At 60.0% G+C, this 25,831-nt stretch carries 19 protein-coding genes and 1 pseudogene; 12 read left to right on the top strand and 8 right to left on the bottom strand.

The window, feature by feature from the left end; all coding sequences use genetic code 11:
* Nucleotides 1-26: 26 nt before the first annotated feature.
* Nucleotides 27-278, bottom strand: a complete 252-nt coding sequence (locus TQ38_RS26970; RefSeq protein ID WP_043975936.1) for a hypothetical protein — start codon at nt 276-278, stop codon at nt 27-29.
* A gap of 547 nt (nt 279-825) precedes the next feature.
* On the opposite strand from TQ38_RS26970, the gene TQ38_RS30290 reads away from it, so the two are divergent.
* The 5 genes from TQ38_RS30290 (at nt 826) to TQ38_RS26995 (ending at nt 8,461) form a co-directional block, all read left to right on the top strand.
* The gene (locus TQ38_RS30290) at nt 826-1,176 is read left to right on the top strand and encodes a hypothetical protein (RefSeq protein WP_162792440.1); all 351 of its coding nucleotides are present in this window, start codon (nt 826-828) and stop codon (nt 1,174-1,176) included.
* 508 nt (nt 1,177-1,684) lie between these two features.
* Nucleotides 1,685-1,981 (top strand): ribbon-helix-helix domain-containing protein, encoded by a 297-nt coding sequence (locus TQ38_RS26980; protein WP_162792441.1) that lies wholly within the window; start codon nt 1,685-1,687, stop codon nt 1,979-1,981.
* Nucleotides 1,974-4,409 carry a type IV secretion system DNA-binding domain-containing protein gene (locus tag TQ38_RS26985; RefSeq protein WP_043975939.1) on the top strand — a complete coding sequence of 812 codons (2,436 nt, stop codon included), beginning with the start codon at nt 1,974-1,976 and terminating at the stop codon, nt 4,407-4,409. Before TQ38_RS26980 ends, TQ38_RS26985 begins: the two co-directional genes overlap by 8 nt.
* A 3-nt stretch (nt 4,410-4,412) precedes the next feature.
* Nucleotides 4,413-7,409, top strand: a complete 2,997-nt coding sequence (gene mobF, locus TQ38_RS26990; RefSeq protein WP_043975941.1) for a MobF family relaxase — start codon at nt 4,413-4,415, stop codon at nt 7,407-7,409.
* 506 nt (nt 7,410-7,915) lie between these two features.
* A complete protein-coding gene (locus tag TQ38_RS26995; protein ID WP_043975942.1) occupies nt 7,916-8,461 on the top strand; it encodes a hypothetical protein in 546 nt (181 codons plus the stop codon).
* A gap of 376 nt (nt 8,462-8,837) precedes the next feature.
* Here TQ38_RS26995 and TQ38_RS27005 read toward each other — a convergent pair whose 3' ends face one another.
* Nucleotides 8,838-9,113: an HU family DNA-binding protein gene (locus tag TQ38_RS27005; RefSeq protein WP_043975944.1), complete on the bottom strand. Its 276-nt coding sequence runs from the start codon at nt 9,111-9,113 to the stop codon at nt 8,838-8,840.
* A gap of 664 nt (nt 9,114-9,777) precedes the next feature.
* Between TQ38_RS27005 and TQ38_RS30735 the strand changes: the two genes are divergently transcribed.
* The 3 genes from TQ38_RS30735 (at nt 9,778) to acs (ending at nt 13,527) form a co-directional block, all read left to right on the top strand.
* The gene (locus TQ38_RS30735) at nt 9,778-10,053 is read left to right on the top strand and encodes a hypothetical protein (RefSeq protein ID WP_052505765.1); all 276 of its coding nucleotides are present in this window, start codon (nt 9,778-9,780) and stop codon (nt 10,051-10,053) included.
* A gap of 437 nt (nt 10,054-10,490) precedes the next feature.
* On the top strand, nt 10,491-11,363 hold the full coding sequence (locus tag TQ38_RS27015; protein WP_162792442.1) for a helix-turn-helix transcriptional regulator: 873 nt from the start codon (nt 10,491-10,493) through the stop codon (nt 11,361-11,363).
* Nucleotides 11,364-11,586: 223 nt separating this feature from the next.
* Nucleotides 11,587-13,527, top strand: a complete 1,941-nt coding sequence (gene acs, locus TQ38_RS27020) for an acetate--CoA ligase (protein ID WP_043975947.1) — start codon at nt 11,587-11,589, stop codon at nt 13,525-13,527.
* Nucleotides 13,528-14,042: 515 nt separating this feature from the next.
* On the opposite strand, the gene TQ38_RS27025 is transcribed toward acs, so the two are convergent.
* Nucleotides 14,043-15,059 (bottom strand): phosphotransferase family protein, encoded by a 1,017-nt coding sequence (locus tag TQ38_RS27025; RefSeq protein ID WP_240198227.1) that lies wholly within the window; start codon nt 15,057-15,059, stop codon nt 14,043-14,045.
* 41 nt (nt 15,060-15,100) lie between these two features.
* Nucleotides 15,101-16,285, bottom strand: a complete 1,185-nt coding sequence (locus tag TQ38_RS27030; protein WP_043975950.1) for an acyl-CoA dehydrogenase family protein — start codon at nt 16,283-16,285, stop codon at nt 15,101-15,103.
* Nucleotides 16,286-16,510: 225 nt separating this feature from the next.
* Here TQ38_RS27030 and TQ38_RS27035 point away from each other — a divergent pair, with 225 nt between their 5' ends.
* Nucleotides 16,511-18,004, top strand: coding sequence for a class I adenylate-forming enzyme family protein (locus tag TQ38_RS27035; RefSeq protein WP_240198228.1), 1,494 nt, complete (start codon nt 16,511-16,513; stop codon nt 18,002-18,004).
* A 2-nt stretch (nt 18,005-18,006) separates the two neighbouring features.
* On the opposite strand, the gene TQ38_RS27040 is transcribed toward TQ38_RS27035, so the two are convergent.
* From TQ38_RS27040 to TQ38_RS31570, 3 genes and pseudogenes are all read right to left on the bottom strand, one after another.
* On the bottom strand, nt 18,007-18,720 hold the full coding sequence (locus tag TQ38_RS27040; protein WP_240198229.1) for a GntR family transcriptional regulator: 714 nt from the start codon (nt 18,718-18,720) through the stop codon (nt 18,007-18,009).
* 346 nt (nt 18,721-19,066) lie between these two features.
* Nucleotides 19,067-19,522, bottom strand: coding sequence for an SDR family NAD(P)-dependent oxidoreductase (locus tag TQ38_RS31565; protein WP_370059852.1), 456 nt, complete (start codon nt 19,520-19,522; stop codon nt 19,067-19,069).
* 94 nt (nt 19,523-19,616) lie between these two features.
* Nucleotides 19,617-19,757, bottom strand: a pseudogene (locus tag TQ38_RS31570) (hypothetical protein); the annotation flags it as partial.
* Nucleotides 19,758-20,048: 291 nt separating this feature from the next.
* Here TQ38_RS31570 and TQ38_RS27050 point away from each other — a divergent pair.
* The 3 genes from TQ38_RS27050 to TQ38_RS27060 all read left to right on the top strand — a co-directional run bounded on the left by TQ38_RS27050 (nt 20,049) and on the right by TQ38_RS27060 (nt 24,315).
* Nucleotides 20,049-20,378 (top strand): hypothetical protein, encoded by a 330-nt coding sequence (locus tag TQ38_RS27050; RefSeq protein WP_043975953.1) that lies wholly within the window; start codon nt 20,049-20,051, stop codon nt 20,376-20,378.
* A gap of 240 nt (nt 20,379-20,618) precedes the next feature.
* Nucleotides 20,619-22,043 (top strand): NAD(P)-dependent oxidoreductase, encoded by a 1,425-nt coding sequence (locus TQ38_RS27055; protein WP_043975955.1) that lies wholly within the window; start codon nt 20,619-20,621, stop codon nt 22,041-22,043.
* Nucleotides 22,044-22,626: 583 nt separating this feature from the next.
* Complete coding sequence (locus tag TQ38_RS27060; protein ID WP_043975956.1) at nt 22,627-24,315, top strand: FAD-binding protein; 1,689 nt, start codon at nt 22,627-22,629, stop codon at nt 24,313-24,315.
* Between the two features lie 92 nt (nt 24,316-24,407).
* Here TQ38_RS27060 and TQ38_RS27065 read toward each other — a convergent pair whose 3' ends face one another.
* The gene (locus tag TQ38_RS27065) at nt 24,408-25,583 is read right to left on the bottom strand and encodes a sulfotransferase (protein ID WP_043975957.1); all 1,176 of its coding nucleotides are present in this window, start codon (nt 25,581-25,583) and stop codon (nt 24,408-24,410) included.
* Nucleotides 25,584-25,831: the final 248 nt, after the last annotated feature.

Here is a 25,831-nt window from a genome sequence, read left to right on the forward strand (position 1 = left end):
GTCGCCCCGACGTCAATAGCCTTGCATTACATCTGCGAGATTTTGGTCACTTCCAGCGCGCTCGCTGACCTTGTAAATTCTGGGAGCGCGATGTCACGGGCGTGCGCCTGCCGCCGGATTGTGCACAATAGGTGTTCCGCGTCCCATGACTGCGCCGAGCGTTGTACCGCCTTCTCGTGCCCCAGCACGAGCGCGGCCATCCGGTCGGCCGCCTCGAAACTGACGATGTCTGGCTGACCTGGTTCGCTCGTCACGAACTTCAGAGTGTAGATCTTCATACGGGCCCTCCCGGGCCATGACCTCGCCGCGACCTCGCCGGTTCCCGGCCAGGCTTCCGTTTTTCGAGTGGGAAATGCGGCTCGTTCTGGCGGACCGATCGGGATGCCCTCCGGGCGGCGCCGGTGCTTGCCTTCCGGTCGGACGGCGCGTTCGCGCCGGCGGATTTGGCCACCGCGGCGGGAGGCCCGGGCCGCCCTGCGCCCTTTGGTCGCCAAGCACCCCGGCGCCCTCTCCGGAGGGCGCGCACGCCCGGCCCGCCGACGTGGGCGCCGATTGCGGCATCGAGCTCGGAGTGGTCTGACCGGCGTTTCCGGTTTCGCTCGCGCCATCAGGGCGCGGCGGGCTCGTCCCCCGGGCCCTCTATTGTGTCGATGCCGGTGCTCGCCGTTTTAGGCGCGGGCGACGGTCCGCTGCAGGGTTGAGGCGTTCGGTTCCGAAAAGTCGCGATACGAGTTCGCTTACGTTCTCGAGACGTTCAAGCTGCGAAAGCGAAACTTCCCTTAGCGCCGGGCGCAGCGCCTTGAACCCTAGCGCATTGCCCTTGCTATGACGGACAACCCTGTCGCCAATCCACGGCAAACCCGCGCCAGGAGCACTGCCGAACCAACCGTAGCCCTGCGTCTCGAGCGTCTGCGCGTCATGGACCATCAGGACGACGCAGCCGTCAGCCTTGTCCGCCAACCTGGCTTGCACATCAAAGGACCGGCGTTTCGCGCCCGTATGCATAGCATTGTGCTGGATGTGCCGGGTGAGCTCACGCGCGTGGATAATCACATCGTAGCCGCTGTTGTCCACTTCGCTATGAGAGTCAGCGAAGTCGAATTCCTGACGGCCCCAGAACTCCGAACAGACATCGGCGAGGAACCGATGCTGAAGGATGTGCTCAAGCGTAGTTGAATAGGTCGATATCGCGGTTACTCAGTCCTGCATTTGCACCCCCTTTGCCAGCGCTCAAAGGCCAAGGCTTTGGTCGAGGCCATCCATCCCTGTGCGGGCATATGCGAGGGAACAACAGCGCGTGCATCGCCTCGAAGTAGTCGTTCAGATATTCCCCGGTGCCGGCTGGCTCGTGCGGCCTCCCGGCCGGCCCGATCCTGCCGGAAGTCCCACCCGCCCTAAAAATGCCAGGACGAGCAGACGTGTCAGACAGGGTAGCCAGTCCCTTAGAAAAATTGGCACACCGAACACGGTTGGCCCGTGGCTTTTTCCCCATAATATCAATGTGTAAACAGACGTGGACGCGATGACAGTGGTAAACAGAGATGTAAAACTCTCAAGTTACCAGCTAGATCAGCAACTTGCTTGTCATACGATCGCGCGGCTCGATGAACTGGACAGAGATCTGCGACCGGCATAGGATCGAGTTGCGATAACCGAACCGGGCTCCCAATGGATGGAGCCTGTCTTGAGCAATTCTACAGTGAAAATGGCCGTCAGCGTGCGGCTAACGTCCGAGGAGCTTCGCCTTCTCGATCAAGTCGCAAAGGTTCGTGGCTACTCCCGCTCGGACGCACTCAGAGATGCGGTCCGCGTCGCCGGACCTATGATCATTTCCGGGACGGGCGTGAACGTCAGCCGCGCGCTGATGTCGCTCGAGATCCTCGTCGCGGAGTGCATCGACCGGGTTACCGACCGCGATCCTGGAGACGTACAAAGGCTCGTGGACGCGGCGTCCCGCAATGTGAGCGAATACCATGCGTGACGGTGATCTGCGCTTCGGCAACCGTCCGGTGACGCTCGAGCATCATTCCGCACGCGGCAAGGTGATCCGTAACACGGGGAATTTCACTCGAGGGTCGCAACTCTTCGCCCAGGGTTGGGCCATGACGGGGGGCGGCATCAGGATACCCTTTGTGGTGTGGCTGAGCACCTCAGCCATCCTGATGGTGGCCATCTTCTCATTCAATTTCCGTGAGCACGAAATTCAGCTCCTGCTGATGAAAGGTCTTGCCGAGGCCTGGGCCTGGGTCGACCTCGATCCCGACAAGGTCGTCCACCTGACGCTGCCAGATGGCTCGGTCGTTGTCGGCCGGATGTCGTGGGTGCCGGATCATCCTGCTGTCGCTGCAGCCTGGATCATGCTTTTGAAGCTTCTCGTCGCCACCGGGCTGGGCTCGGTGTTCCTGTGCGCACCGCTGACGATCTGGTTCGTCGACTATTCGGTCCGACGCGGCCGGGACATTCTCAAGGAGCGACACGAGCGCGGAGCGCTCTTGGTTGCCCGCGACATACTCGTGCGCGCGATCGGGCAGTACAACTTCGGTGAATTCGCCAAGGAATGTGCGGTGCGAACGCCGCGGGTCGCTCCGGCAGCGGTTCTGAAGGTGCCCATGCTCGATAGGACGGGTAATGGACATCACGTGCCCTACGCACTCGCGGCGGTGCCCTATCCGTGGCGAATGGAGCAGAGCCACGCCATGCTGGTGGGCACCACGGGATCGGGCAAGACCACCGCGCTCAAGTCCATTGTCGCCCAGGCCCGCCAGCGAGGGCACCGCTGCGTGATTTTCGATCTCACCGGGAGCTTCGTCGAGAGCTTCTACAACCCCAAGACGGACATCATCCTCAACACGATGGACGAGCGCTGCCAGCCCTGGACCATCTTCTCCGACTGCGACAACTACGCGGAGTTTCTTTCGGCAGCCACGGCGTTGATCCCCAGCGGGCACAACGCCGAAGACGACTTCTGGCAAAAGGCGGCGAGGACGCTGTTCGTGGAAATGTGCATGAAGCTGATCGAGCGCGGCGAGACGTCGAACGGCGCGCTTGCCCATCATCTGATGCAGGCCGATCTCAAGCGCATCAGCCGCGAACTCGAAAGCACGGTTGCGGCTCCTTTGGTCGCCACGGAGGCAGCGAAGATGGCAGAGTCGATCAGGGCAACCTTCAACACGCATGCTAACGCCCTACGCTTTCTTCCCGACCCGCCCGCGGGGCTGAAAGGTTTCTCGATCAACGAATGGATGGCGGCGGGCGAGCAGGAAGGTTCGATCCTGTTCGTCACCTCCAGTCATCCGGATCTTGTTCTTAATCGGCCGTTGCTGACACTCTGGATGGATATCGCGGTCAATGCGCTGTTCCGGCTGGGGCGCACGCGCGCCCTGCGGACTTGGTTCCTGCTCGACGAAGTTCACGCGCTGCACCGCCTCCCCGCGATCGAGAATGGGCTGCAGACCGCGCGCGGCGTCGGCGGGGCATTCGTGCTGGGAATCCACTCGTTCGGCAAGCTGGCCGAGACCTATGGCGAGAACGGGGCGATTGCGCTTGCATCGCTCGCGAGAACCAAGCTGATCCTCACCACTTCCGACATCGAAACCGCGAAGCGGTGCTCAGACTTCATTGGTAGCCGCGAAGTGCGCCAAATGGACGAGGCCTACAGCTACGGATATGCTCGCAGCCGGGACGCATCCACGATCACGCCGCGCAAGGAAGTGCAGCATCTCGTGATGCCCGACGACATCAAGGAACTGCCGTCGCTCCACGGATACATCAAGTTCCCCGATGGGTTCCCCGCAGCCAAAGTCCGGCTTGCTTGGCGGGACTACCCTCAGGTTGCCCACGGTTTCCACCGCGTGACCACGATGCGCGCCGCCCGTTATGTCCCAGTATCTGGCGGGGACAATGTCGTTAGCCAGGATGGCGGACGCGTAACGGATGGACCGGTCTGCGAACCGAAGCCGCTGCGCGATCTTGGCGACCTGCGGGATTCGGCTAGCGGGTCGCAAGTCGCGAATGCGACCGCCATGCCTCCACCCGAGACTAATTTCATGTTGCCGCTCGAGGCGCCCGTGCACCCGCCGGCTTCCGGTCGATCGGTTGACCAGCCATCGAAAAACCAAGGCACCGGCGACAAGGGCGTAGGCAGCGCGGCCAAACCGGGCGAGTTCGCGTCCTATCGAAATTCGCGGCGAGAGAGCAAATCGTCGCTTGCGGCAAGATCGGGGGACGAAGTGTCGGCCGCCGGGTGCCCGGCCGGACAAGACCGGGACAACCGTGGGGGGCCTGCGCTTTCGGACACCGGTCGAGACGATCAGGAAAGCCTGATCTCGAAAGAGGAGCGTTTCGGCCTTGGAGACGAGGCTGATCGGCCGGGCCGGTCGGCCACGGATGACTTCGAACCGGGGCGCTGAGCGATGCATTCCATTGCATCAGTGCGTTCCGCAGGCGGCGCGGCAAATTATTTCGCCAAGGACGATTACTATACCGCAGAGCACGCGTCCCAGGCTAGCGAATGGGGGGGGAAGGGCGCTGAACAACTCGGCCTGACCGGCAAAGTCGGCAAGGCGGATTTCGAAAACCTGCTGAACGGAAAGCTGCCCGACGGCACTGCCGCAAACCCCGCGGCCAATCGGCGGGCTGGGATAGATCTGACGTTTTCGATGCCAAAGTCCGCGAGTGTCATGGCCTATATCGCCGGCGACAAAAGGATTTTGACGGCGCACATGGCGGCCGTCAAAGCGACCATGAGCTGGGTGGAAAAGACCATGGCGGAAGCGCGCGATTACAGCCGCGGTCCGAACGGTGAAGGGATACGTACCAGTAATCTGGTTTATGCCATGTTCGAGCACGACACGAGCCGCAAGCTGGACCCTCAGGGGCACATCCATGTCGTTGTCGCTGCCATCACCCAGGCGGCAGGGGGGAAGTGGAAGGCCTTGTGGAACGGTGAATTGTGGAAAAAAAATTCGCTGATCGGATCGGCGTATCACGCAGCCTTTCGCGACGCCCTCGCCCGGCTCGGATACGAGACGCAGCTCACCGGGCAGCACGGCCAATTCGAGATCCGAGGCGTGCCCCAGCCGATTCTCGATGCGTTCAGCCAGCGGCGCCAGGACATCCTCGAACGAGCGGCCCAACTCGGCAAGGGCGAGAGCGATACCGAGAGCTTGCGGGAAATCACGAAGCGCTCGCGCGATCCCAAGCTCAATATCGAGAACAGGACCGCCTTGCGGGCCCATTGGGTCGAACGGGCCGCCGCGCTCGGCTTCGATGGCAGGCAATTGCTCGCGGTGGCCATCGAACGCGCCGGGTCCGAGCCCGAGCGCTCGATAGGCATCTCTGGTATAGTCCGGGATCTGGTCGAACAGGTGCGCGGCGCGGTCGGCGCATACTTGCGTTCTTCAGACCCTTTGACGACCAATGGTGTCGCCCGAGCAGGGCTTACACCTGCCGAACTGCGCACCGAGATGGCTGTCGCCTCCGCGATCCGCATTCTTGGCCAACGCGAGGCTGCTTTTCGTCTTACCGATGTTCATCGGACGGCTTTGAACCTGGGCCTGCCCGGCGTGTCCATCGGGCGTGTGGAGCGCCGCGTGACGCATCTCGTTGGAGCAGGTCAGCTGATCGCAGGTGAGAGCACGCGGCTGGACGGCACGCTCACCCATGTGACCACGCCCGAGCACCTTGCAGACGAGCGCTCGCTACTTGCGGGCATCGACGAGGGCCGGAAATCCAGCGTGCCCATCGTCGCAGCACATCAGGCAGGAGACCGGCTGCAGGCTGCCGCCGGCAGCCGCCCCCTGAATTCTGAGCAGCTGGCTGCAGCGACCCTGGCCCTGTCGACGCGTGATCGCATCGTTGTCATCCAGGGCGTCGCTGGAGCCGGAAAGACGACGCTTATCGAGGCAATGACACGCGTCGCGGCAGAGGAGGGACATCAGACCGTGGGCCTGGCGTTCGCAAACAAGATGGTCGCGATGCTGCGCGACGAGGCCAATATCGAGGCCCGCACCGTTTCTTCCTTCGTGAACGAGCATATTCGCGGCGCGAAGGCGGGGGCAGGCGAGGAGTTCGAAGCTTCCCGCGAAACGCTGGCGGGCAAGATCCTCGTCCTTGACGAAGCCTCGCTGGTGGCGAACGAAGGCATGAACAACCTCGTCACTATAACGAACAAGCTGGGTGTCGCTCGACTGGTCATGATCGGCGATCACCACCAGCTTCAATCCATCGATGCCGGCAAGGCCTTTCGCCTCATTCAAAGCGACGGGCCCGACATGGCGCGGCTGAATACGAGCCAGCGCCAGAAGACACCCCACATGCAGCAGGTTGCGGCGCTCACCCGGAACGGCGATTTCAGGCAGGCGTTCGACGTGCTGGGTGACCGGGTTCACAGTGAGGGTGACCGATATCAGGAGCGGGCTGCTGCGGCCTGGCTCGCATGCAGTCCTGAAGATCGGGCGCGCACCGCGATCTACGCCTCGGGCAGGACTGCCCGGGCAGCATTGAACGAACTGGTGCAGCAAGGCCTGAAAGAGGAAGGTTCTATCCGCAGCGACGGCGTCCGCCTGGAGACGTTGCAGCAAGTGAACACGACCCGCGAGGAACTGCGATATGCGCACACTTATCGGACTGGTTTAGTGGTCGAAGTCGTTCGCAGAATGCCAGGGGTCGGACTGGCGAGTGGGCGTTACGAAGTAATCGGGCGCGATCACAGGGACCAGGTGATTCTGCGCCCAGGCAGGGGGCGGGATTTCAAATTTGATCCGCAGGGCATCGATCCGGTCGGCAAAGCCGACGCAGTCCAGCTGTTCGAGAAGATGAATCCTTTGCTGCATTCGGGAGATATCATTCGCTGGACGGCGAGTGACAAGGCGCGTGGGCTCTTGAATTCGGAGCAGGCGGAGATTTTGGCGGTCGATTCCCAGCAGGTCGCGGTTCGGACCAGTGACGGCCGGGTGCTGCACATGGATCGCCAGGATAAAATGCTCGAACGGCTCGGCCTGGCTTATGCGATCAACATGCATCAGGGGCAGGGCATGAGCACCGATGAGGGCATTGGGGTTGCGCGTTCTTCGGAGCATAATCTGGCGACACAGCGGCTGATGCACGTCATGGTGACGCGCGTTCGCAATGATATGCAGATTTTCACGGACGACGGGGCCAGGCTCCTTTCGACCATAGAGCGGCACCGCGGCGACAAGTCCAGCGCGCTGGAAACCACAGGTGAGAAGCGTATGGAGCCAGAACGGAGCGTCGACCCCGCCCGATCCGGTCCGTTCGGTCCCCCCCGCCCGATAGACTTTTCCCACCAGTCGAACGCCCTCGCGGTGCAGCAATCCGCCGGGTCTTTCCGCGCAGCTCCAGACGGAGTGGCAAGGTTGCCCCAGCGCGGGATCGAGCGGACACGCTAGGTTCCTCGGCGCAAGTCACGGTCTCAATTGCCGCAGGCCTTATATTGAATGGCTGGCTTTCGCCGCATGTTGATAAGTCTGTCGATTGGCGGTTTATTCATCGTGGATAACGTCGGGATAAAAGCGGCCGAGGCCCGGGGTAGGGCTTCGATGCAAAAAGGCACTCATAAAACTGCGCTCGGCCCGACCCGTCGAGCGGACCCGGGCGATGGGGCTAGCCGGCGGCGTGGCCAGGAGGTCGGGCAAGGGTTCCGAGCCGGGGGACATCCCTGACACAAGATTTTCGCCGAGCTTGTTGAAGAAGTTGAGAGTCACGAGTGGCACTTTACCGCCAGGTAAAGTGCCACTCGTGACTCTTCATAAGCCGCCAAGATGATGAAGCTAGACCGTCTCAGGCCAATGCAAACGCAGCGCGGGCCGCTGGTGAAGTGCCACTGCTGTTTAATCGGTAACGACCGCGCGTTTAGGGATTCACACCGTACTCGGCCTGTGCTTTGATTCATGCTATGTTCCAGCCCGACCTCTTCGTTGCTGACGCCAAGCCACATCCGGTGCGCGCGCAGCTTGCCTGTCCGCTCGACCTGCCAGGGATCTTGGATCGTTTGTCGCTCGTGTGTAAGCGGCCGCGCTACAGCTACATGGTCCTCAACCTGATAGCCCAAGCCGGCGCTCGTACGGGAGAGGCGGGACCATACGTGCGTGTCGGTGAAGCGCTTGTGCCCATTAGAGATTGGTTGTGTGACGCGCTGGTTCCACTTGCCCGGCGCGATCCCCGCCGCCATGGCATTGCAGACCGCGTCCGTCAGGACCTCACCATCAGGGGCATCATGCCCGCGGAACCGGAAGCAGCGGAGAAACTGGTGGAAGAAGAGATCGCCAAGCGCATCCGCCATTCAGGGAGGACGAACGTCAGCCGCGCGGTATCCGAGCTGGTGCGCGCAGGACTGATCCGTCGCCATTACCAGGGGTATCGCGTCGATCATCAGAATCGGGGCGCTCAGCGCCAGGCCGTCTATACCATGACCGAAGAAGCCCGCCTGGCATTGGGGTGACAGCGATGGCAGCGGTATGCCGCCGCGCCGGAAGTTGGACAATCCTCAAGAGGTCAATGTCGGCTTCGCGCCGGTGCCGGTGATGCCTGCGGCAGCGCGGCGCGCCAAGCTCCCTTCACAGTCCGCGTGAGAGGCACACCGCAAGGTTCGCACAAGGCCGCGGTAAGGCCGTCGGCATGTCTCGCCATAGAAACGGGAGAGGGCCGGTGCCGGCCCAAGAGGCACATGATCCACATGCCATGGATATAGAAAGTTCCGTGCGCGAAGTCATGGCCATTCGGCCACGATCTACACATCTTTCCGCCAGCTTATGAGCAGTGCCGCGGGCGATGACCGGAATGAACCCGGCGCTTGCGGCGGGTTCACCAATGGAAGGTCAGGCGTTCAGCTTCTCTTTGATCGCCTTAGCAGGGGCGAACGATAGCTTCTTCGAAGCCTTGATCGTCATCGCCTCTCCGGTGGCCGGATTGCGGCCTTCGCGTTCGGGACTGTCCTTGATCTTAAATTTGCCGAAGCCGTGGAGCGAGATATCATCGCCGTTGGCTGCCGCTTCCGCGATGGCCTCGAAAACAGCATCGACGATCTTTCGCGCGTCGGCCTTGGTGGTACCGGCGGTTTCCGAAATATGCTCGGCCAGGTCGGAACTGTTCATGATGGTCTGTTCTCCAATAGTTACTTAGCGCGATGCGCTTCTAGCCGCGCATTTTCGTCTCGTCACCAGCAGTCCGGCAAGGCAGGCGCGATTTTGCCTGGTCATCCTCCGAGTCCCTTCAGCATAATAGAGACTGTATGTTCCGGTATACTGGTGATCCCCTCCTGGTTGGGGTCGGCAAAATCGAAGATCCGCAATGGCTGCGCTTGCGCTGCCGCTGGAGTGATGTGTCCTCCCGATCTGCATCTGATTTCTCGAACCAACGGCTTCCGATGTGGTAGATGGCGGCTCCGCCACCCGGCAGCTTGGCCTGGCGAGCCCGATAGCCCTCGAATTCCTTTTCACCGATCATACCCAAGCGGTTCCTGTCCATCGCGGGAACTGTGTTTTGACACCAGCGACGACCTCGGTGCGCCTGATCGCCCGCTCACCGAGTTCGAACGCGGATACGCTGCTGAATCGGTAGGACGCGAGATATCGGCATCGCTCGTCGCTCTTGCAGTTCCTCGTTCGGCCCCGGTTCGGTTGGCGAGATCAGGGCCCGCTTCACGAAGGGGGTCTACGGGCGCGGCGCCGGCGAATACGTTCACCCGTGTCTGTATTGACGATATGCTATCCATTACGGTATCGAAACTTACCGGCACTCCAAATATCATGCCGGCCATTGTGGCGTGGTCTTGCCTCGGCGCATCGCGGATCGCCCATCGCGTCGTCAGGCACGAGGGCAACGCTGGGGGGCGGCCGCACTGGCCAGATCAAAGGCCGACTGAAGAACATTCGCGCATGGGCTACTCAGTCTTACAACCACATCTGCATCGAGCTTGCCGAGAAGCCTCAGGCTTACGCGCCGATCTACATGCGCACTGAAGAAGGTGAGGCACTGCTCGAGGACTTCGCCAACGGGTCCTTCACGGCCGGGCATCTGGACACGGAGGCATAAAAGCCCTTTATCGCCGACGGCGAGTTCTGCTACGCACTCACTGCATTACTGTCCCGCAGCACCGTCATTGACGGTCCGTCATGTATCGAGCAACTTGGCGATCCGCTTGTTAATCTGGCGCTTGCCGATATCAGCCGCACGGCCCCGCCGGTCATTTCATTGATCCATGACAGTGCGCCTTCGCGCGCATTACCCCATCCGGCAGATACAAATCTCGCCACTACCAACGCCTGGGGCCGGATCAGCGGTTAAAATTGCCGCGCAAATACGGTTCCAATCCATGCGATAGTCTTTTCAGCGGCGCCGCCTCGTGAGCGTCGGTCGCGATCGGGCGGCAGAGTATGACTTCCGCTCGGCGGATAAAAGCCGCACATATGCGTAGCCAATAGTTGTATATCATGCGTTTTAAGTGCATTGGGAATGGAAATGGCACATATTTGCGTGACTGGACCCTGAACATGCCAACTGCGGGCAACGCTGATCAACCTGTTACCTCGTTTAAGGCCAAGACAGTGCGCCGGACGATTCGTGCGCTGGAATACCTGGCATCCGGCGAGCGGCAGGCGACCGTCATGGATCTCGTGCGAAGCTTGGATGTGCCGCAATCATCCATGTCCGAGCTGCTATCAGCTCTCGTCGATGCGGGCGTTCTTACACGAGATTCAAACCTAAAATATTACCGCGCCGCGCCTCGTCTCGCGGCAATCGGCCTTGCAACACAACCAGGCGGGATCGCGGCAGGAACGCTGTTTCGCATTATGGACGATCTGTCGCACAGCACGCGCTTACCTATCGGGCTTTTCGGGATAAACCGGCTCCACGTGCAAGTTCAGCGGTTGAGCGTTCCGCCAATTGATCGTGAATGCGATGCTCAGCTCGCATCCGGGCCGCAGATAGATCCGCTCAGAGTCGATGCGGAATCTTCCATCCATTTGTCATTGAGCGAAATCGGCCTCCTCCTCCTTTCGGCGCTTGGCTCCGGACAATCCGACAAGGTGCTCTGGAGGCTCCTTGCCGAAGTACCGCCTGGCCAAAAATTCGACTACGGCGATGCCTGCCGGAAGGTCAGAGACATCCAAGCGGTAAGCTCCAGCACCGGGCCGGCAGGGTTCGCCCCAGGCTGGAAAGCTACTGCGGTTCTGCTGCCAGCCGGAATTGCTTCTCAGCCCCTGGCTCTCGCAGCTTTGTATCCGGGGGCGCTTGCACCCGACCGCGCCAAGTTGGTCTCGATGCTTCGCGAGAGTGTCCGAGCCATCCCCGGGGCGCAAACAGAGCCGGAACCGGAGCTTGCGGAGTCCGTCGCGGCATGACGCTGCTGATACGTTAACCCATGACTTCACAGGAGCGGCGGTGAAAAAATTAACCTCGCTGCCGGGTCGGTTTCGTTCGCCCCGTTGCGGGCTCGATTGTTAAAACCGGCCACATTCCTGGTCTCACGCATGACTAAAGCACCGACACCATCGAGAGAGACACTCGGGACCAAGCCCCATGGGCCGGCCAACAGCCCTGCCGATTTTTTTAGAGACCTTAGCTATGACAGCCTCGCATTATCCGGTTCCGGAAGCATGGACACGCAGCGCACTGATCAATGAGGCCGGATACCGGCTAAATTATGATACGTCGGTAAGCGATCCCGAAGGTTTCTGGCGAAAGGAAGCGGAGCGGCTCGACTGGATAAAACCGTTTACGGTCGTGAAGAAGACTAGTTTCGATGAAGCTGATTTCGGGATTTCCTGGTTTTGTGATGGGACATTAAACCTCTCGGCGAATTGCCTTGACCGCCATCTTCCCGCACGCGGTGACGAGGTGGCAATCCTGTGGGAACCCGATGATCCGGCGGACGCAGAACGGCGCATAACCTACCGAGCGCTTCATGACGCGGTTTGTCGTCTCGCAAATCTGCTCAAGGCGCGGGGTGTCGAGAAGGGCGACCGTGTCACGATCTATCTACCGATGGTGCCTGAGGCGGCTGTGGCGATGCTGGCGTGCGCTCGGATTGGTGCGATTCATTCGATCGTCTTCGCCGGCTTTTCGCCAGAAGCTCTGGCGGGACGCATCGCGGATTGCGGCAGCAGGATCGTCCTGACAGCGGACGAAGGATTACGTGGCGGCAAGCGCGTCCCGCTAAAGGCGAATGTCGACGATGCGCTGAAGCTTTCTGCCGGGGTTGAGACTGTAGTCGTTCTGTCGCATACAGGCGCCGACGTAGCCATGTTCGAAGGGCGTGACCTGGACTGGGTCACGGCCACCGAAGGACAAAACGCCGATTGTGCTCCTGAAGCGATGAGCGCGGAAGATCCTCTGTTCATCCTGTACACGTCGGGATCGACAGGTAAGCCGAAAGGGGTGCTTCATACTACCGGTGGCTATGGGGTATGGGCTTCGCTGACACACGAGTGCGTCTTCGATTACCGCCCTGGACAAGTTTACTGGTGCGCTGCCGATATTGGGTGGGTGACCGGACATTCCTACGTTGTCTATGGTCCACTGCTGAACGGTGCCACTACCGTGATGTTCGAGGGCGTTCCGAACTTCCCGGATCCAAGCCGATTGTGGCAAGTGGTCGATAAATTCAATGTAGAAATCTTCTACGGTTCGCCTACCGCGCTTCGGTCGCTGATGCGTGAAGGCGATGAATGGGTAAAAAGAACCAGCCGGCGATCGCTGCGGCTGCTCGGCTCGGTCGGTGAACCGATCAATCCCGAAGCATGGGCATGGTACCACAAGATCGTTGGCGATGAACGGTGTCCAATTGTCGACACCTGGTGGCAGACCGAGACCGGCGGCGTGATGATTTCGCCGCTCCCAGGCGCCACGGCCCTGAAGCCCGGTTCCGCAACGCTCCCTTTCTTTGGCGTCGTAGCGCATATTTTGGACGCTGCGGGAAATGAGATCCGAGGGCAAGGGGAGGGGGCTCTTGCGATTGCAGACAGCTGGCCAGGGCAAATGCGTACAGTTTGGGGCGACCACGAGCGGTTTTTCCAGACCTACTTTACGACTTTCAGGGGGTACTACTTCACTGGTGACGGATGTCGGCGGGACGAAGATGGATATCTCTGGTTGACGGGGCGGATGGACGACGTGATCAATGTTTCTGGTCATCGCATGGGCACGGCCGAAGTCGAAAGTGCCCTTGCTGCGCATCCCGACGTCGCGGAAGCAGCCGTCGTCGCCATGCCGCACGAAATCAAGGGGCAGGGCATCTACGCTTTTGTGACCAGCATCGTAGGCGCCGTGCCCAATGACAGCCTGCGCCGTGATTTGGTCGCCTGGGTCCGCCGAGAAATAGGTCCCATTGCGACGCCGGACTTCATCCAGTTCGCTCCCAATCTTCCCAAGACGCGGTCCGGCAAGATCATGCGGCGCATCTTGAGGAAGATCGCTGAGAACGATGTCGCCGATCTTGGTGATACATCAACTCTCGCCGATCCGTCCGTCGTTGATCACCTGCTGCACAACAGGCGGCTCGAATGAGGCAGACCTTTCTGATGAAGGGTCGGTTCCGGCTGAGGGCGGAATGACACCATCTCATGACTGCCATCCGAAACGCGGCTCGAGTTTACTCCTTCGCCGGCTGCAAGACCAGCGGTTACATTGACCTTGGCGGGTGTGCCGCGGGCGCCTGATCGACGACGATTGATCATGCTCTCATCCGCGGGTTGGTTACCGCACTACCCGTATCCGTCGCTGGGCCTATCCTCTGTCTAAGCACGGGCATCGGATGAACCTGCCCCTTGGTGTACCGAGGATTGCCCATCACAGTCGGGTGACCGCGGCACGCCGGCCCATTCAATAGGGCGTTTCACCAGTGGATGGGACTATCGCCATCCAAATTTAGGCGCGCCGGGCTCCGTGGTGCGGTGGACCATGCAAAGGACGGGTGACCCGTGCCACGCTAGGTGATGCACCTGCGTATGGGAGTGACCCGGTATGTACATGCCACTCAAAATTTCGGTCGTTGGCAGAGACCAGTCCGTCGCCGATTCCTTTCATTTCGCGATAGCCCCATGCGCATGCGCCAGGGCACGGGTCGCGAGCATGGGATAGGCGGCAGCAAGTTCCAGTGCGCGGGCGGAGGATGCGTTTCCGCGTAGTGCGCGCGCTCTTATTCCATGGTAAATTGCAGCGAGACGAAACAGCGCAAACGCGAGCAGGAAGTTCACACCGGTTATTTGCGTTCGGCCGGTCCGCTTGCAGTACTGGCCGATGTAGGCGGCCTCCGATGGCAGATTGAGCGCTTCCAGATCGGTTCCCTCCAAGCCGGAGAGGATACTGCCCGGCAAATGGTACATCATGGCGTGATTAACGAAATCCGACAGGGGATTTCCCAATGTGGAGAGCTCCCAATCTAAAACCGCGATTACCCGCGGTTCAGTTGGATGGAAGACCATGTTGTCAGCGCGATAATCACCATGGATCAGGCGAACTTCGTCTGTCAGCGGGATATTTGCAGGAAGCCACTTAAGCAGGTGGTCCATCGCCGCATCCCGGCCTGCAATAGGAGCATCAGCTTCATATTGACGAGACCACCGGCCTATTTGTCGCTGAAAATAATTTCCTTGTTTGCCAAAGTCTGATAACCCAAGTGCTGCAGGATCGAAGCTATGCAAAAGTGCCAGCGTGCTGTTCATGGCGTCGAAGTACAAGGGCCGTTCGTCGGCTGCCACGTTTTCGAAACGAGAGTTCCAGAAGACACGACCCTCAACAAAGTCCATCACGTAGAACCAGCTTCCGATAACGCTTTCGTCGGTGCAAAGCGCATGAATGCGTGGTACCGGATAGCCGTGTTCGGCCAAGGCGCGCATTACCCGCGCCTCGCGATCGACCGCGTGAGCACCCGATGCGAGATCACCTAGTGGCTTGCGACGCAGGACATAGTCGCATGCTGGCGTGGTGAGGCGATACGTCGGGTTCGATTGCCCGCCCGCAAGACGGTTGACGGCAAGAGGGCCGCGAAAGCCTTCGACGCAAGCGCTCATCCACGCGGACAGCTTGGCTTCATCCATAGGTAGCGATGCGGTCGCGACGCTGTCAGGTCTCGACATTGTCATACCGCCATCGCCCTGCGTTTGATTGTCTTGGCAAGGCTCCACTTGTGAACTTCTGTTGGACCGTCATAAATCCTGAATGCGCGTATCTCCCGAAAAACTTGCTCGACGACAGCATCGCCGCTGACGCCTTTTCCACCCATCATCTGAACACAGCGATCGGCGACTTGAAATAGCGCTTCCGACACGGCGACCTTGGCCATCGAACTTTCTACAGTCCCCAGTTCGCCGCTGTCGAGCACGCCCGCGCACCAGTCGATCGTCAGTTCAGCCTGCTTCAGCGCTATGAGGTTGTCAGCCAGCATGAAGCCGACACCTTCGTGATCAATGAGCAATTTGCCAAAGGCACTACGAGTCGTCGCATAACCAGTCGCGATTTCGTGGGCACGCTGAGCCGCGCCCAGCCAGCGGCTGCAATGGGTCAGGCGTGCAGGTGCCAAACGGACTTGAGCATACCGGAAACCCTCATGGGGGGCGCCGAGGATCTGTTCGTCGGACACTCTGAGCTTGTCGATTGTCACGACTGCATGGCCGCCGGGGGACGCGCTGTCGATCGTGTCGATCAGCCGCTCTATCCGGACTGCCGGATGAGGAAGGTCTACCAGAAACATGGTTGCCGCCGTGGTGTCGCTTCCTGCATCAGTGCGTGCCATCAATATGCCGACTGACGCACCTTTGATCCCTGTTATGAATGCTTTGGTGCCGCTTATCTCCCATCCGCTGCCATCTCGGCGCGCCACTGTCTTCATCATTGACGGGTCAGATCCGGCACCGCCGTCCTTGGCCGGTTCGGTCATGAGGAAAGCGGATCGCGCGTTCCCGCTGATGAGGTGCCGCAGGAACCGCTCCTTCTGCTCGGGCCTGCCGACCTTTCCCAGAAGGTACATGTTCCCCTCGTCGGGAGCCATGACGTTCAATGCTAGCGGCCCTAGAGGCGAAAGGCCGGCGCGTTGCAGCACGATGGCTGTCGCCCGGTGTGAAAGATGGTCGCCTTGTTCCCCGATATGAGGGGTTAGGACTCCGGCGGCCCGCGCCTTGGCCCGTAGTTCGCCGATCAATCCATCAGATGGACCATGCCCATCGTGCCTTCTGGAATCTGCTTCGTAAGGAACTACTTCATTGCGCACAAACGCTTCGACCTTTGCGGCGATCTTCTCGCCAACCTCCAGATCACAGTGGCCCATCGAACTCTCCTCCAAACCGCTGGTCCACGCCGCTCGCAAGCCGATGGAACAAGATTGTAGAACAATAATGGATTGCTTCTGCCTAGATATCTAGGCAGTGTCACTCGAAATTTTACGTGGGTGTTCAGGAGAGGTATGATGCAGAAGTTAACTGGACTTCGGCACGAATTTCATCACGGTAGAATGGTGAGGGCCTATGTGACGCGCCCGCGCGAGATTTGTGAAATGCTGGATTCCGCGGTGGGGAGGGCGGCGGACCGGATTGCCTTGGTCGATGGGGCGGTTCGGATGTCCTACCAAAGCCTATCGGCTGCTGTGCAGCAAACAGCCACCGTGTTCGCAACTAAGGGGATCCGCCAGGGGTCGAGGATAGGACTGCTTCTGGCAAACCGCGCCGATTTCGTTGTGGCCTTGCTGGCCGGAGCTCGGCTGGGCGCAATCTGCGTGCCAATGAATATCCGGCAGAAGCGGCCGGAGACGGCGCATATGCTCGCAGACTCCGGCGCGAGCCTCCTAGTTTACGAAGCGGACTTGTACGGGGACATTCCGGACAGCGCCGAAGTTCCTGCAGTGCAGCACCGCATCTCGATCAGTGACGACGCTCGGATCTGGAACCTGGCAATCGACGACGAGGAGTTTTTACCATCCGGGCCCGTCGACGAGGACGATCCGGTGTGCATCCTCTACACGTCCGGCACTACCGGGCGGCCCAAGGGGGCGGTCCTCACTCATTTCGGCGTGGTCACCAGTTGCATAGGCGCCGTCGATGCGATGGGGCTGGCTGATGGCGAAGTGGCCGTCCTCACTGTCCCGCTCTCCCATGTTACAGGCATAGTGCTCAACCTGATGACCGTTCTTCACGTTGCTGGAACGATCGTCCTCCAGCGGACGTTCAAAGCGAAGCAATTTATCGATATCGCGCGAATAGAAGCAATGACGTACTCCAGCCTCGTACCTGCGATGCTGGTTTTGTGCCTGCGAGAACCGGGTCATGCCATGTCTGACCTTAGGTCGTGGCGGGTCTGCGCGTTTGGCGGCGCTCCGATGCCCGCCAGTGTCGTGGCGGAATTGGCAATGAGTAACCCAGGCCTGAGCCTTTGCAACATCTACGGTGCCACTGAAACAACGTCGCCGTCCGTGATAATGCCGGCTGCGGAAGCGACCAACCGTCGGGGTCACGTCGGCGTCCCATTGCCCTATTGCGATCTCTTCATTTTGGACGAGCACGGCCATGAAATTAAGCCGGGTGAACGGGGCGAGATATGGATAGCGGGGCCCCATGTCGTTTCTCGGTATTGGAACAACGAAAGCGCTGATGCGGCAGAATTCTCTGGCGGTTTCTGGCGGTCGGGCGACATCGGAGCGATGGACGATGATGGCTTCGTTCAGCTGCACGATCGCAGCAAGGACGTCATCAACCGTGGGGGCTACAAAATCTATTCAGTCGAAGTGGAAAACGCTCTTATGGCGCACCCGGGAGTGATCGAAGTCGCAGTGGTCGGCCGGCCGTGCCCCGTGCTCGGTGAACGCGTCCATGCGTTTGTAGTTCTTGGGGCGGATGCCGATGCAGATGCCTTGCGACAATGGTGTGCAGAGCGCCTTTCGGACTACAAGGTGCCTGACCGGGTGGAAGTGATGGCGGGGTCACTTCCCCGCAACGCCAACGGCAAAGTCCTGAAGCGAGATTTGCGGATTATGCTTTCGGGCAGATCGACCTGACGCTATCTGGCCTCGGGTGATACGTCAGGCACTTCGCCGGCTGGTCCCGGCGTACGGCGGAGGCGATCTTCGCTACGAGCCTCCATCAGCTGGCAGACGATCTTTCTGACCGCGCGCGTGTGTTCCCGGCCCGCTGCCTCGGCGGCGTCGCCGTCCCGGCATACTACCGCGTCGCTGATCCGCTTGTAGTCCGTGAGACGCACTGTCTGCAGCTGCGGCGAGTGGAACTGTGAAAAGACGAGATGCATTCCGACAGCAGGGAATATCCGCTGCAGTTCCCTATTTCCTCCAATCTGCAGCAAAGCGCGATAGAAGCGACGTCTTGCGCGGCCGAAATATACTGGTAGGCTACCTGCGGTGCATTCAGCTAGTTGCCCAACGGCATCCGCGAGAATGCGTTCGTGCGTCTGCGAATCGAAACCGAGCGCAGCCGAACGCGCGGTCAACGCCGTCATGTACTCGGCCACGTCGAGTACTTCCAGGACCTCGGCATCGTCCAGAAACCGGATTGCCGGGGAGTGGAAGGGCTTCAGGTCTGCAATACCGCGAGTGGCGAGACGTTGCATCGCCTCTCGGACGGCATTGCGTCCAACCCCATATTTTGACGCGAGATCGGTCTCGATCAGCCGCTGTCCCGGCACCATTCTGCGGTCTTCCAAGTCCCGCATGATGCCAAGGTAAACCTTATCGGACGCTGTCGCTCCAATCTCGCTCACCGGTGGGTGCCGCCGTTGCAGGAGATTTGACCTAGAACACGGGTAATCACGTTGGTAATGATAGCGGTCCTTCCGGATGGCTGCTCGAACATAGCAAGAGCGAAGGATGGTGGAGAGTAGCACGCCAGACATCTCATTCCTCGATGCCTCCTCATCTGCCGAGGCGGAACGATGTAGCCGCCACAGCGGTGGAACGGGCTGAGACACGGCCTTTCCGAGGAAGAGCAGGTAAACTCTGCGCGCCCGACCCTGCCGGCGGAGTTCCTACTCTGCGTGGGGTTGACGGGCGCAGGGCGATGAATGGCCGACAGAATCCTGATTGCTTCATAGTCGATGCTGGCGGCCACTAAAAGTTAGCCTGACCCCCATCGAGAGGAATGGTCGCATCAGTAAGATAGTTCAAGTCTTGTTTGCAAAGGGCGGCACTTGCCCGGCCGATGTCCTCCTGGGGTCGGCCGATATGACCAAGCGGAATAGTGTTAAAAAACCCTTCAGCCTCTCCCGGGTTTTGGTCGATCCACTGCTTTAAGGCTAGCGTTTCAGCGTGTGGGGCGATGGTGAGGACTCGAATGTTCTCGCCCCCCCATTCGGATGCCGCCGCTCGGGTAAGAGCGCGGGTGCCTTGCTTGATAGCTCCGTAACATCCGTAGTTTGCCTTGTCCCACCGGATTCCCACCGATGACGTGAAGTTGAAGATCATACCGCCACCTCGTCTTATCATATGTGGATGAACCAACTTCATCAGGCGAAAAGAGGCCAGCGGGCCTGACCGAAAGCCGGCCATGAAGGCCTCGTCGCTCACTTCGTTCAATGCGCCGAGTGGTACTTCCTGGGCACTGTTTACCAAACACGTCGATTCCGCCCCATTCCCGCACATCAGTATCGACGGCCAGGGATAAGTCTTCGGCGACTTTGACGTCGCATGCGACTGCTACAGCCCGAACACGGCGTGCAACCGACATGTCTGCTGTTTCCGCCACTTTTGTTGAAGTCCTGCCTGCGAGCAAGAGATGGACGCCCTCCGACGCCAGCGCCAATGCAATGCCCCGACCAATTCCCTGTCCGGCCCCGTGACGAGCGTAACCTTGCCCTTCAACTCCATCATCGGTCCCTCAAGTCGCATCGGTTTCGGGCAGGGAATACTGACAGTTCGGTCGACTGCGCAAGCCCGGCCAAAAGCACGCCTACGTCAAGTGCCCAGCCAGCCGGTGCCAGCCTTAGCTGCGGGTGTCTTGACGTCCAGGCCATCGGGAGGCTTGTAATTAGAACGGTATCGTTCAATATAGCCATTGGGAGGGTTTCGCCTCCGAATCGATTGAGGATGACTGATGATCAAAAATTCGTTCGTATTGGCAGCTGCGTCGCTGATGGTCATGGCCGCCCCGGCAATGGCTGACCAGTCCGCCGCCCCAACCACGGCTCCTGCTGCCCCTGCACCAAAGGAAAAGTACACGACGGCAGACACCGAGATTGGCGTCCTGCTTGACGATCCGGTCGCAAAAGCAATCGTCGAAAAGCATATCCCGGGCTTCACTACCAACGACCAAGTAGAAATGGCTCGCGGCATGACACTCAAAGCAGTTCAGCAATATGCCGGAGATGACATCACTGATGCCCGTCTCGCTGCCATTGATGTCGAGTTCGCCGCTTTGAAATGAGACTGTAAAGGCTCGGGTTGGTTTGTGAAGGTCGCGACGTTGAGCGTGGAGTACTCGCGCAAGGTCGGAGCAATGCCCCACAACGGCGTCGCTCGGCGCCGCCCCGGCTATCCACTCTCAGCCAGCGTACTGCCTGCGAGCAAAAGCTGCGAGATGGCGCGAGGCCGAGACGCACAGCGATCCGATTTCTTCCTTGTGGCTGCGACGCAGTGCTGTTTGTGTTCTTTTTAGGATGAAGCAATGACGGACAGCCGCAAGACCATCTTTCTGACGGGCGCCACGGGAAACATGGGGCGCGAAGCGGTTAGACGTATCAGCGCAAACAACGACATTTGGAAGCTGCGCATTCTTGTCCGACCCGAGGAGAAGGGGCATGCGGTAGTCAGAGAGGTCATACGACACGATCTCGCCGAAATATCGTGGGGTGACCTGACCGATGCCCAATCGGTCCGCGCGGGTGTAAAGGGTGCTGATATCGTCCTGCATGTCGGCGGTCTGGTTTCTCCTCTTGCCGACCGCTTACCTGAGGAGGTCGTCACCAGGGTGAACGTAGGCGGGGCTCGCAACATTGTCGATGCAATCCACGCCGTTGGCGATCCAAGCCGGACTCGCCTGGTCTACATTGGCACCGTTGCACAGACGGGTAGCCGTAACGCTCCCATCCATTGGGGGCGTGCGGGCGATCCTATAAAAATCAGCGCGTATGACCACTATGCTGTCACAAAAACCAAGGCCGAGGCGATCATCGCTGAGAGTGGGATCCTGCATTGGGTCTCCCTTCGGCAGAGCGGTATGGCGCACTATGAAATGTGGAAGATTTTCGATCCAATCATGTTTCACAACCCATTGAACGGAGTGTTTGAGTGGTCGACTGCGAACGATAGCGGACGGCTCATGGCAGGGGTTTGCGACGACAATGTGCCTGCGGAGTTTTGGCGCGGTTTTTATAATATCGGTGGGGGCGAGTCCTCCCGCATGATCAATCACAAGTTCATGGCGGCGACGAGTCCGGATTTTCGCCAGATTCTGCGGCCACATTGGTTTGCCACGCGCAATTTTCACGGGCAGTGGTATTCCGATTCCGATCGTCTGCAAGCATTGGTACCTTTCCGCGAACAACCGCTAAGTGACTGGCTCGTCGAAACTCGCCGCCGCACGCCGTGGTTGGTCCGCAACATACCCGCGTGGTTGCCGCGTCTCGCCCGCGGCCGCATCGAAGCTCTAGCCAAGGCGCCGGAAGGATCACTTCATTGGTTCGAACATGGCGAGGAAGCCAAAATCGCGGCCTATTTCGGATCGCGCGCCGCTTGGGAGGCGATCCCGCGCGACTGGGACGATTTCGTGTTCGAAGAGCCTTCACGGACGCCTCATCTCATCAATCATGGCTATGACGAGGGCCGAGCACCGGAGGAATGGACGCTCGAAGACTTGCGCAGCGCGGCCGAGTTCCGGGGCGGCAAATGTCTGTCGACCGAGTTTGAGGGTGCTGACGTGCCGGTGGAGTGGCGCTCAGCGAGCGGCAACCGCTTCAGCATGACACCGCGGCTCTACCTCAAAGGGGGACACTGGTGCCCGGATGCGATGTTGCAACCGAAAAATTATGCCCAGGAAGCAGAACGGAATCCGTTCTTCGCGCAGGTCTGGACGCAGGAAGCCGAAAGTTGAGGGGAAAGCGGCGGGGCCGCCGCTTTCGTTTCGCCTCGTTCTTACCGCCTGTTCCAGCCATTTGTTCGGTTCGCCAGTCTAAGGGCCTGCCGCGATGGGCTGGCCGTTCACACGCAGGATGAAGCGGTTGTGGGCCGTCACAGTTATCGGGAAAACGCGAGGCTTGCGGTCCAACTCGGCCGAACGACGAATGTGCAAAACCGGCGGTTTCTTATTTGCCGGCATGGGGGCGCTTGTCCAGCCATCGCTTGACCCGGAAGACGAGGGGTCGGTCTTGCGCAGCGCGAAGCTAGCCTGCTGGAAGCAGGAACCGTCGTGCCATCGTTCTCTCTTCCCAAAAGGCCCCGCACGCCGCTTTCGGATCGGGATATCCGCGAATGGTGGTCCGCGTCAAAAATCGAACACTGGCAGTCTAATTAGCCTAATTAGACTTCTACCTGCTCCGGCTACGCGCGTCCGCGCAGCAAGCTGTTTGACAAATCGTATTTTCATGAACACACAAATGCGCAAATGGCGATATAAATCGCTTGGTATGCGCATATTGCGCATCTGCCGCATGGAGCGGAGGCGAAAGAGGGCTGCAATGGCTGATTGGGACGAAGAGGTTGATATTCTCGTGGTAGGCTCCGGGGCGGGGGGGATGCTGGCGGCGCTCGTCGGAGCGCAAGGACGTGCCGAGGTGCTGATTGTCGAAAAAGCCGAACTATGGGGCGGGACTTCCGCGACATCGGGCGGCGGCATCTGGATTCCCGGCAGCGACGTCGCGAAGCAAGCGGGCTTCGAAGACGACCTTGAGGGTGCCTTCACCTACTTACGCGGGCTTTCGGCTGACAATGTCCCTGACGCCAACATCCGGGCCTTCGTAGACAATGCAGCGCCCATGCTGCGCTGGGTGATGAATTATACGCCAATCCAGTACATGGCGTTTCCCTATCCCGACTATCATGCGGAAAACCCCGGCGGTTCCCCGCAGGGTTTTCGCACCCACCTTCCGCTTCCGCTCGACGGCCGGGCGCTAGGCGATGACATCCGCACCTTGCGGTTCGCTTCGCCGGCGGCAAGTCTGTTCGGATATCTAAACTGGCACTTCAGTGAGACGCACGAAATGCTTTACCGGTCCAAAGGCTGGATGCGCAATCTCGCGAAGAACATGGGCAAATACTGGTTCGACCTGCCGTTCCGGCTTACTTCACGCAAGGATCGCCGCCTCACACTCGGGAACGCGCTCACCGGCGGCCTGCGCATGGCGTTGCAGGAGCGAAACGTACCGGTCTGGCTGGAAACGCCGCTAAAGGAACTCGTACGCGAGGGCGACAGGGTGGTTGGCGCGGTGGTGACCCGTGCAGGGAAGCCGATGCGTATCGGCGCGCGCAAGGGCGTCGTGCTGGCGGCGGGCGGGTTCGACAAGAATTCCGAAATGCGAGGGGAGCATGCGCCGCTCTATCCGATCTCGCGGTACTCGGGCGGAGTGACCAGCAATACCGGCGACAGCATTCGGGCAGGGGCTGCCATCGGCGCCGGAACCCAGAACCTTCAATCGGCTTGGGCAGCACCGGTGTTCTATGTACCGGGCGAAGATCGCGGCCGCCTATGCACGATCGAGCGGGCGCTGCCCGGCTGCATAATGGTCAACGGGCGCGGCGACCGGTTCCTGAACGAGGCGGCTTCCTATCATATCGTCGGCCAGCAGATGGCGCGGCGGCATGTCGAACATGGGGATGCCGACCCTTGCTGGATGATCTTCGATCATACCTACCGTCAACAGTTTCCCATGGGGCCGCTCTATCCCCTGATGCCTCTAGCCTTGCAGAAGAAGGGCGTGCGGGACACCCTCAAATCGGGGCGCACGATCGATCAGCTTGCCGGCAAGATCGGATGCGAGCCGGCGCGATTGGCTGCGACTTTGGCGCGGTTCAACACCCATGCCGCACAGGGTCAGGATCCGGATTTTCATCGCGGAGAGGCTGCTTACGACAAGATGTACGGCGATCCCCGCCAGCAGCCGAATCCCTCGCTTCGCCCGCTCGACCGGGGGCCATTCTATGCCATGCCGATCTATCCGGGTGACATCGGAACGAACGGCGGCCTTCGAACCGATGCCAAGGCGCAAGTCGTCGGCGATGACGGAAGCGTAATCCAGGGGCTCTATGCTGTCGGTAACAATGCAGCTTCGGCCATGGGTGAGAGCTATCCAGGCGCTGGCGTGACGCTCGGCCCGGCGATGACCTTCGGCTATCTGGCCGCGCGGGCAATGATCGGCAGCAACGACTGAGAGGGGCGGGCAGGGCTGTCCCCGCTGCAAGGGCGGGGACAGCCCTGCCGACCTGCTATGATCGGTAAGTCGCTTGAAAGAAGCCCGGTCTTTTAAAGGATGAACCGTTGGCGGTAGGCTGCGAACTCACGCTTTATCGCCGTCTCGCTTAGGCCGAAGCGTTCCAAAGAATACTCGTGTAAGGGGCGCTGCTCGCGCTTGTTACCTGCGAGAAACTCCGTCAATGCGGCATCGAGGCGGTCGTCGACAGGGATGCCGATACGCTCCAGCACGCGGCGACCCTGGTACATCGGATCGCGCCCAACTTCGCGGTAGTCGATGTCGATGAAGCGGTCTTCGCCGATCCGAGTGCGAGCCTCTTCGAACATCCTCATCCATTCCACCAGACGGGAAAACCAAAACCGGCCCACTTCTTCATCCGTGACGCTAGAGGTGAGTTTATAGAGCGCCGCCTGCATGGAGACGTATGAAGGGACGGTTTCCACAGGATCGCGGTGGGTCATGATGAGCAACGCCTCAGGAAACGCCCGCGCGGCCACCTCGGCGTAGGGAAGGTTCGAGGGGCTCTTGAGTATCCATTTCGAGCTCCGCCGTGACGGGTCCTGCCACTGAAGATATTTGAGGATGGTCCTGAGATCTTCATGACCCTTGGCTTGGTCGTAGGAGTTCAGCCATTTGGCGAAGCTCGGAACGAAATTCATCCCTTCAACCATTGTGCTGACGAACATCTGGCCCAGAACGAGAATCTCCTCATCCGGCGCATCGGGATCCAGAGGGTGGATGGAAGCGAGTTCTGGGGCCAGTTCAAGCCAGCCTTCGATCATGGACTGCGCATAGGCCCGGCGTTCATCTGGGACGCCGCAGACTTCGCCCGGTAACGGTGCGAAGTTCTGTAATTCGTACCAGCGCATTGCGGTCATGCCCGGCGCGCTGGCCAGGAGGCGCTGGAAGATCGTGCTGCCGGTTCGCGGCAGCCCCAGGATGATGCCGGCAACGTCGACCTTCTCATCCAGTATTTCTGGGTGAAGGCGAATGTCCTCCACCATGCGCAAGCGACTGGTCAGCCCCTTGACCACGACTTCGGCGGTTGCCGCTCTGCCGGCATCGGTCAGCTTTCCTTCCGCATTGAGAGCTTGCAGAAAGCGGTCCATCGGTTCGAAGAACCATGTGTCTCCCAGATCGTCTAGATTAGCCCGATCACGCGCTTGTTGGATGAGAAAGTCTCGGCTCAAGGCCACCGTTTCCGCCGTTCCGTCGCGAGTTACCATCGATCTCTCCCAAGAATTTGGATGCGTAGCACATCGTCATTCTATATACGAATAGATGCCATAACGAGGCACGCAAGGCATAATATGCGCTTCTGTACAATTATTCGTTGACGCGAAGCGCGCACTGGGGCACGAGTTGCTATAGCCGAAGCAAAAGACAAAGCGGCAGTGAACGTCTGGAAGTGGATGGGGAAGAAGCGGGGAATCCGGCTAAGCTCGAGATCCTCACTGACGAGATGCGCCCTAGC

It is taken from the genome of Novosphingobium sp. P6W, assembly GCF_000876675.2.
Lineage (GTDB): Bacteria > Pseudomonadota > Alphaproteobacteria > Sphingomonadales > Sphingomonadaceae > Novosphingobium.

Coding starts and splice junctions, on each gene's coding strand:
- TQ38_RS27065 (WP_043975957.1), bottom strand. CDS start 25,583: ATGGTAACTCGCGACGGAACGGCGGAAACGGTGGCCTTGAGCCGAGAC.
- TQ38_RS27035 (WP_240198228.1), top strand. CDS start 16,511: ATGCTGGATTCCGCGGTGGGGAGGGCGGCGGACCGGATTGCCTTGGTC.
- TQ38_RS27005 (WP_043975944.1), bottom strand. CDS start 9,113: ATGAACAGTTCCGACCTGGCCGAGCATATTTCGGAAACCGCCGGTACC.
- TQ38_RS26970 (WP_043975936.1), bottom strand. CDS start 278: ATGAAGATCTACACTCTGAAGTTCGTGACGAGCGAACCAGGTCAGCCA.
- TQ38_RS26995 (WP_043975942.1), top strand. CDS start 7,916: ATGTTCCAGCCCGACCTCTTCGTTGCTGACGCCAAGCCACATCCGGTG.
- TQ38_RS27055 (WP_043975955.1), top strand. CDS start 20,619: ATGACGGACAGCCGCAAGACCATCTTTCTGACGGGCGCCACGGGAAAC.
- TQ38_RS30290 (WP_162792440.1), top strand. CDS start 826: ATGACGGACAACCCTGTCGCCAATCCACGGCAAACCCGCGCCAGGAGC.
- TQ38_RS26985 (WP_043975939.1), top strand. CDS start 1,974: ATGCGTGACGGTGATCTGCGCTTCGGCAACCGTCCGGTGACGCTCGAG.
- acs (WP_043975947.1), top strand. CDS start 11,587: ATGACAGCCTCGCATTATCCGGTTCCGGAAGCATGGACACGCAGCGCA.
- TQ38_RS27030 (WP_043975950.1), bottom strand. CDS start 16,285: ATGGGCCACTGTGATCTGGAGGTTGGCGAGAAGATCGCCGCAAAGGTC.
- TQ38_RS27025 (WP_240198227.1), bottom strand. CDS start 15,059: ATGGATGAAGCCAAGCTGTCCGCGTGGATGAGCGCTTGCGTCGAAGGC.
- TQ38_RS27060 (WP_043975956.1), top strand. CDS start 22,627: ATGGCTGATTGGGACGAAGAGGTTGATATTCTCGTGGTAGGCTCCGGG.
- TQ38_RS27050 (WP_043975953.1), top strand. CDS start 20,049: ATGATCAAAAATTCGTTCGTATTGGCAGCTGCGTCGCTGATGGTCATG.
- mobF (WP_043975941.1), top strand. CDS start 4,413: ATGCATTCCATTGCATCAGTGCGTTCCGCAGGCGGCGCGGCAAATTAT.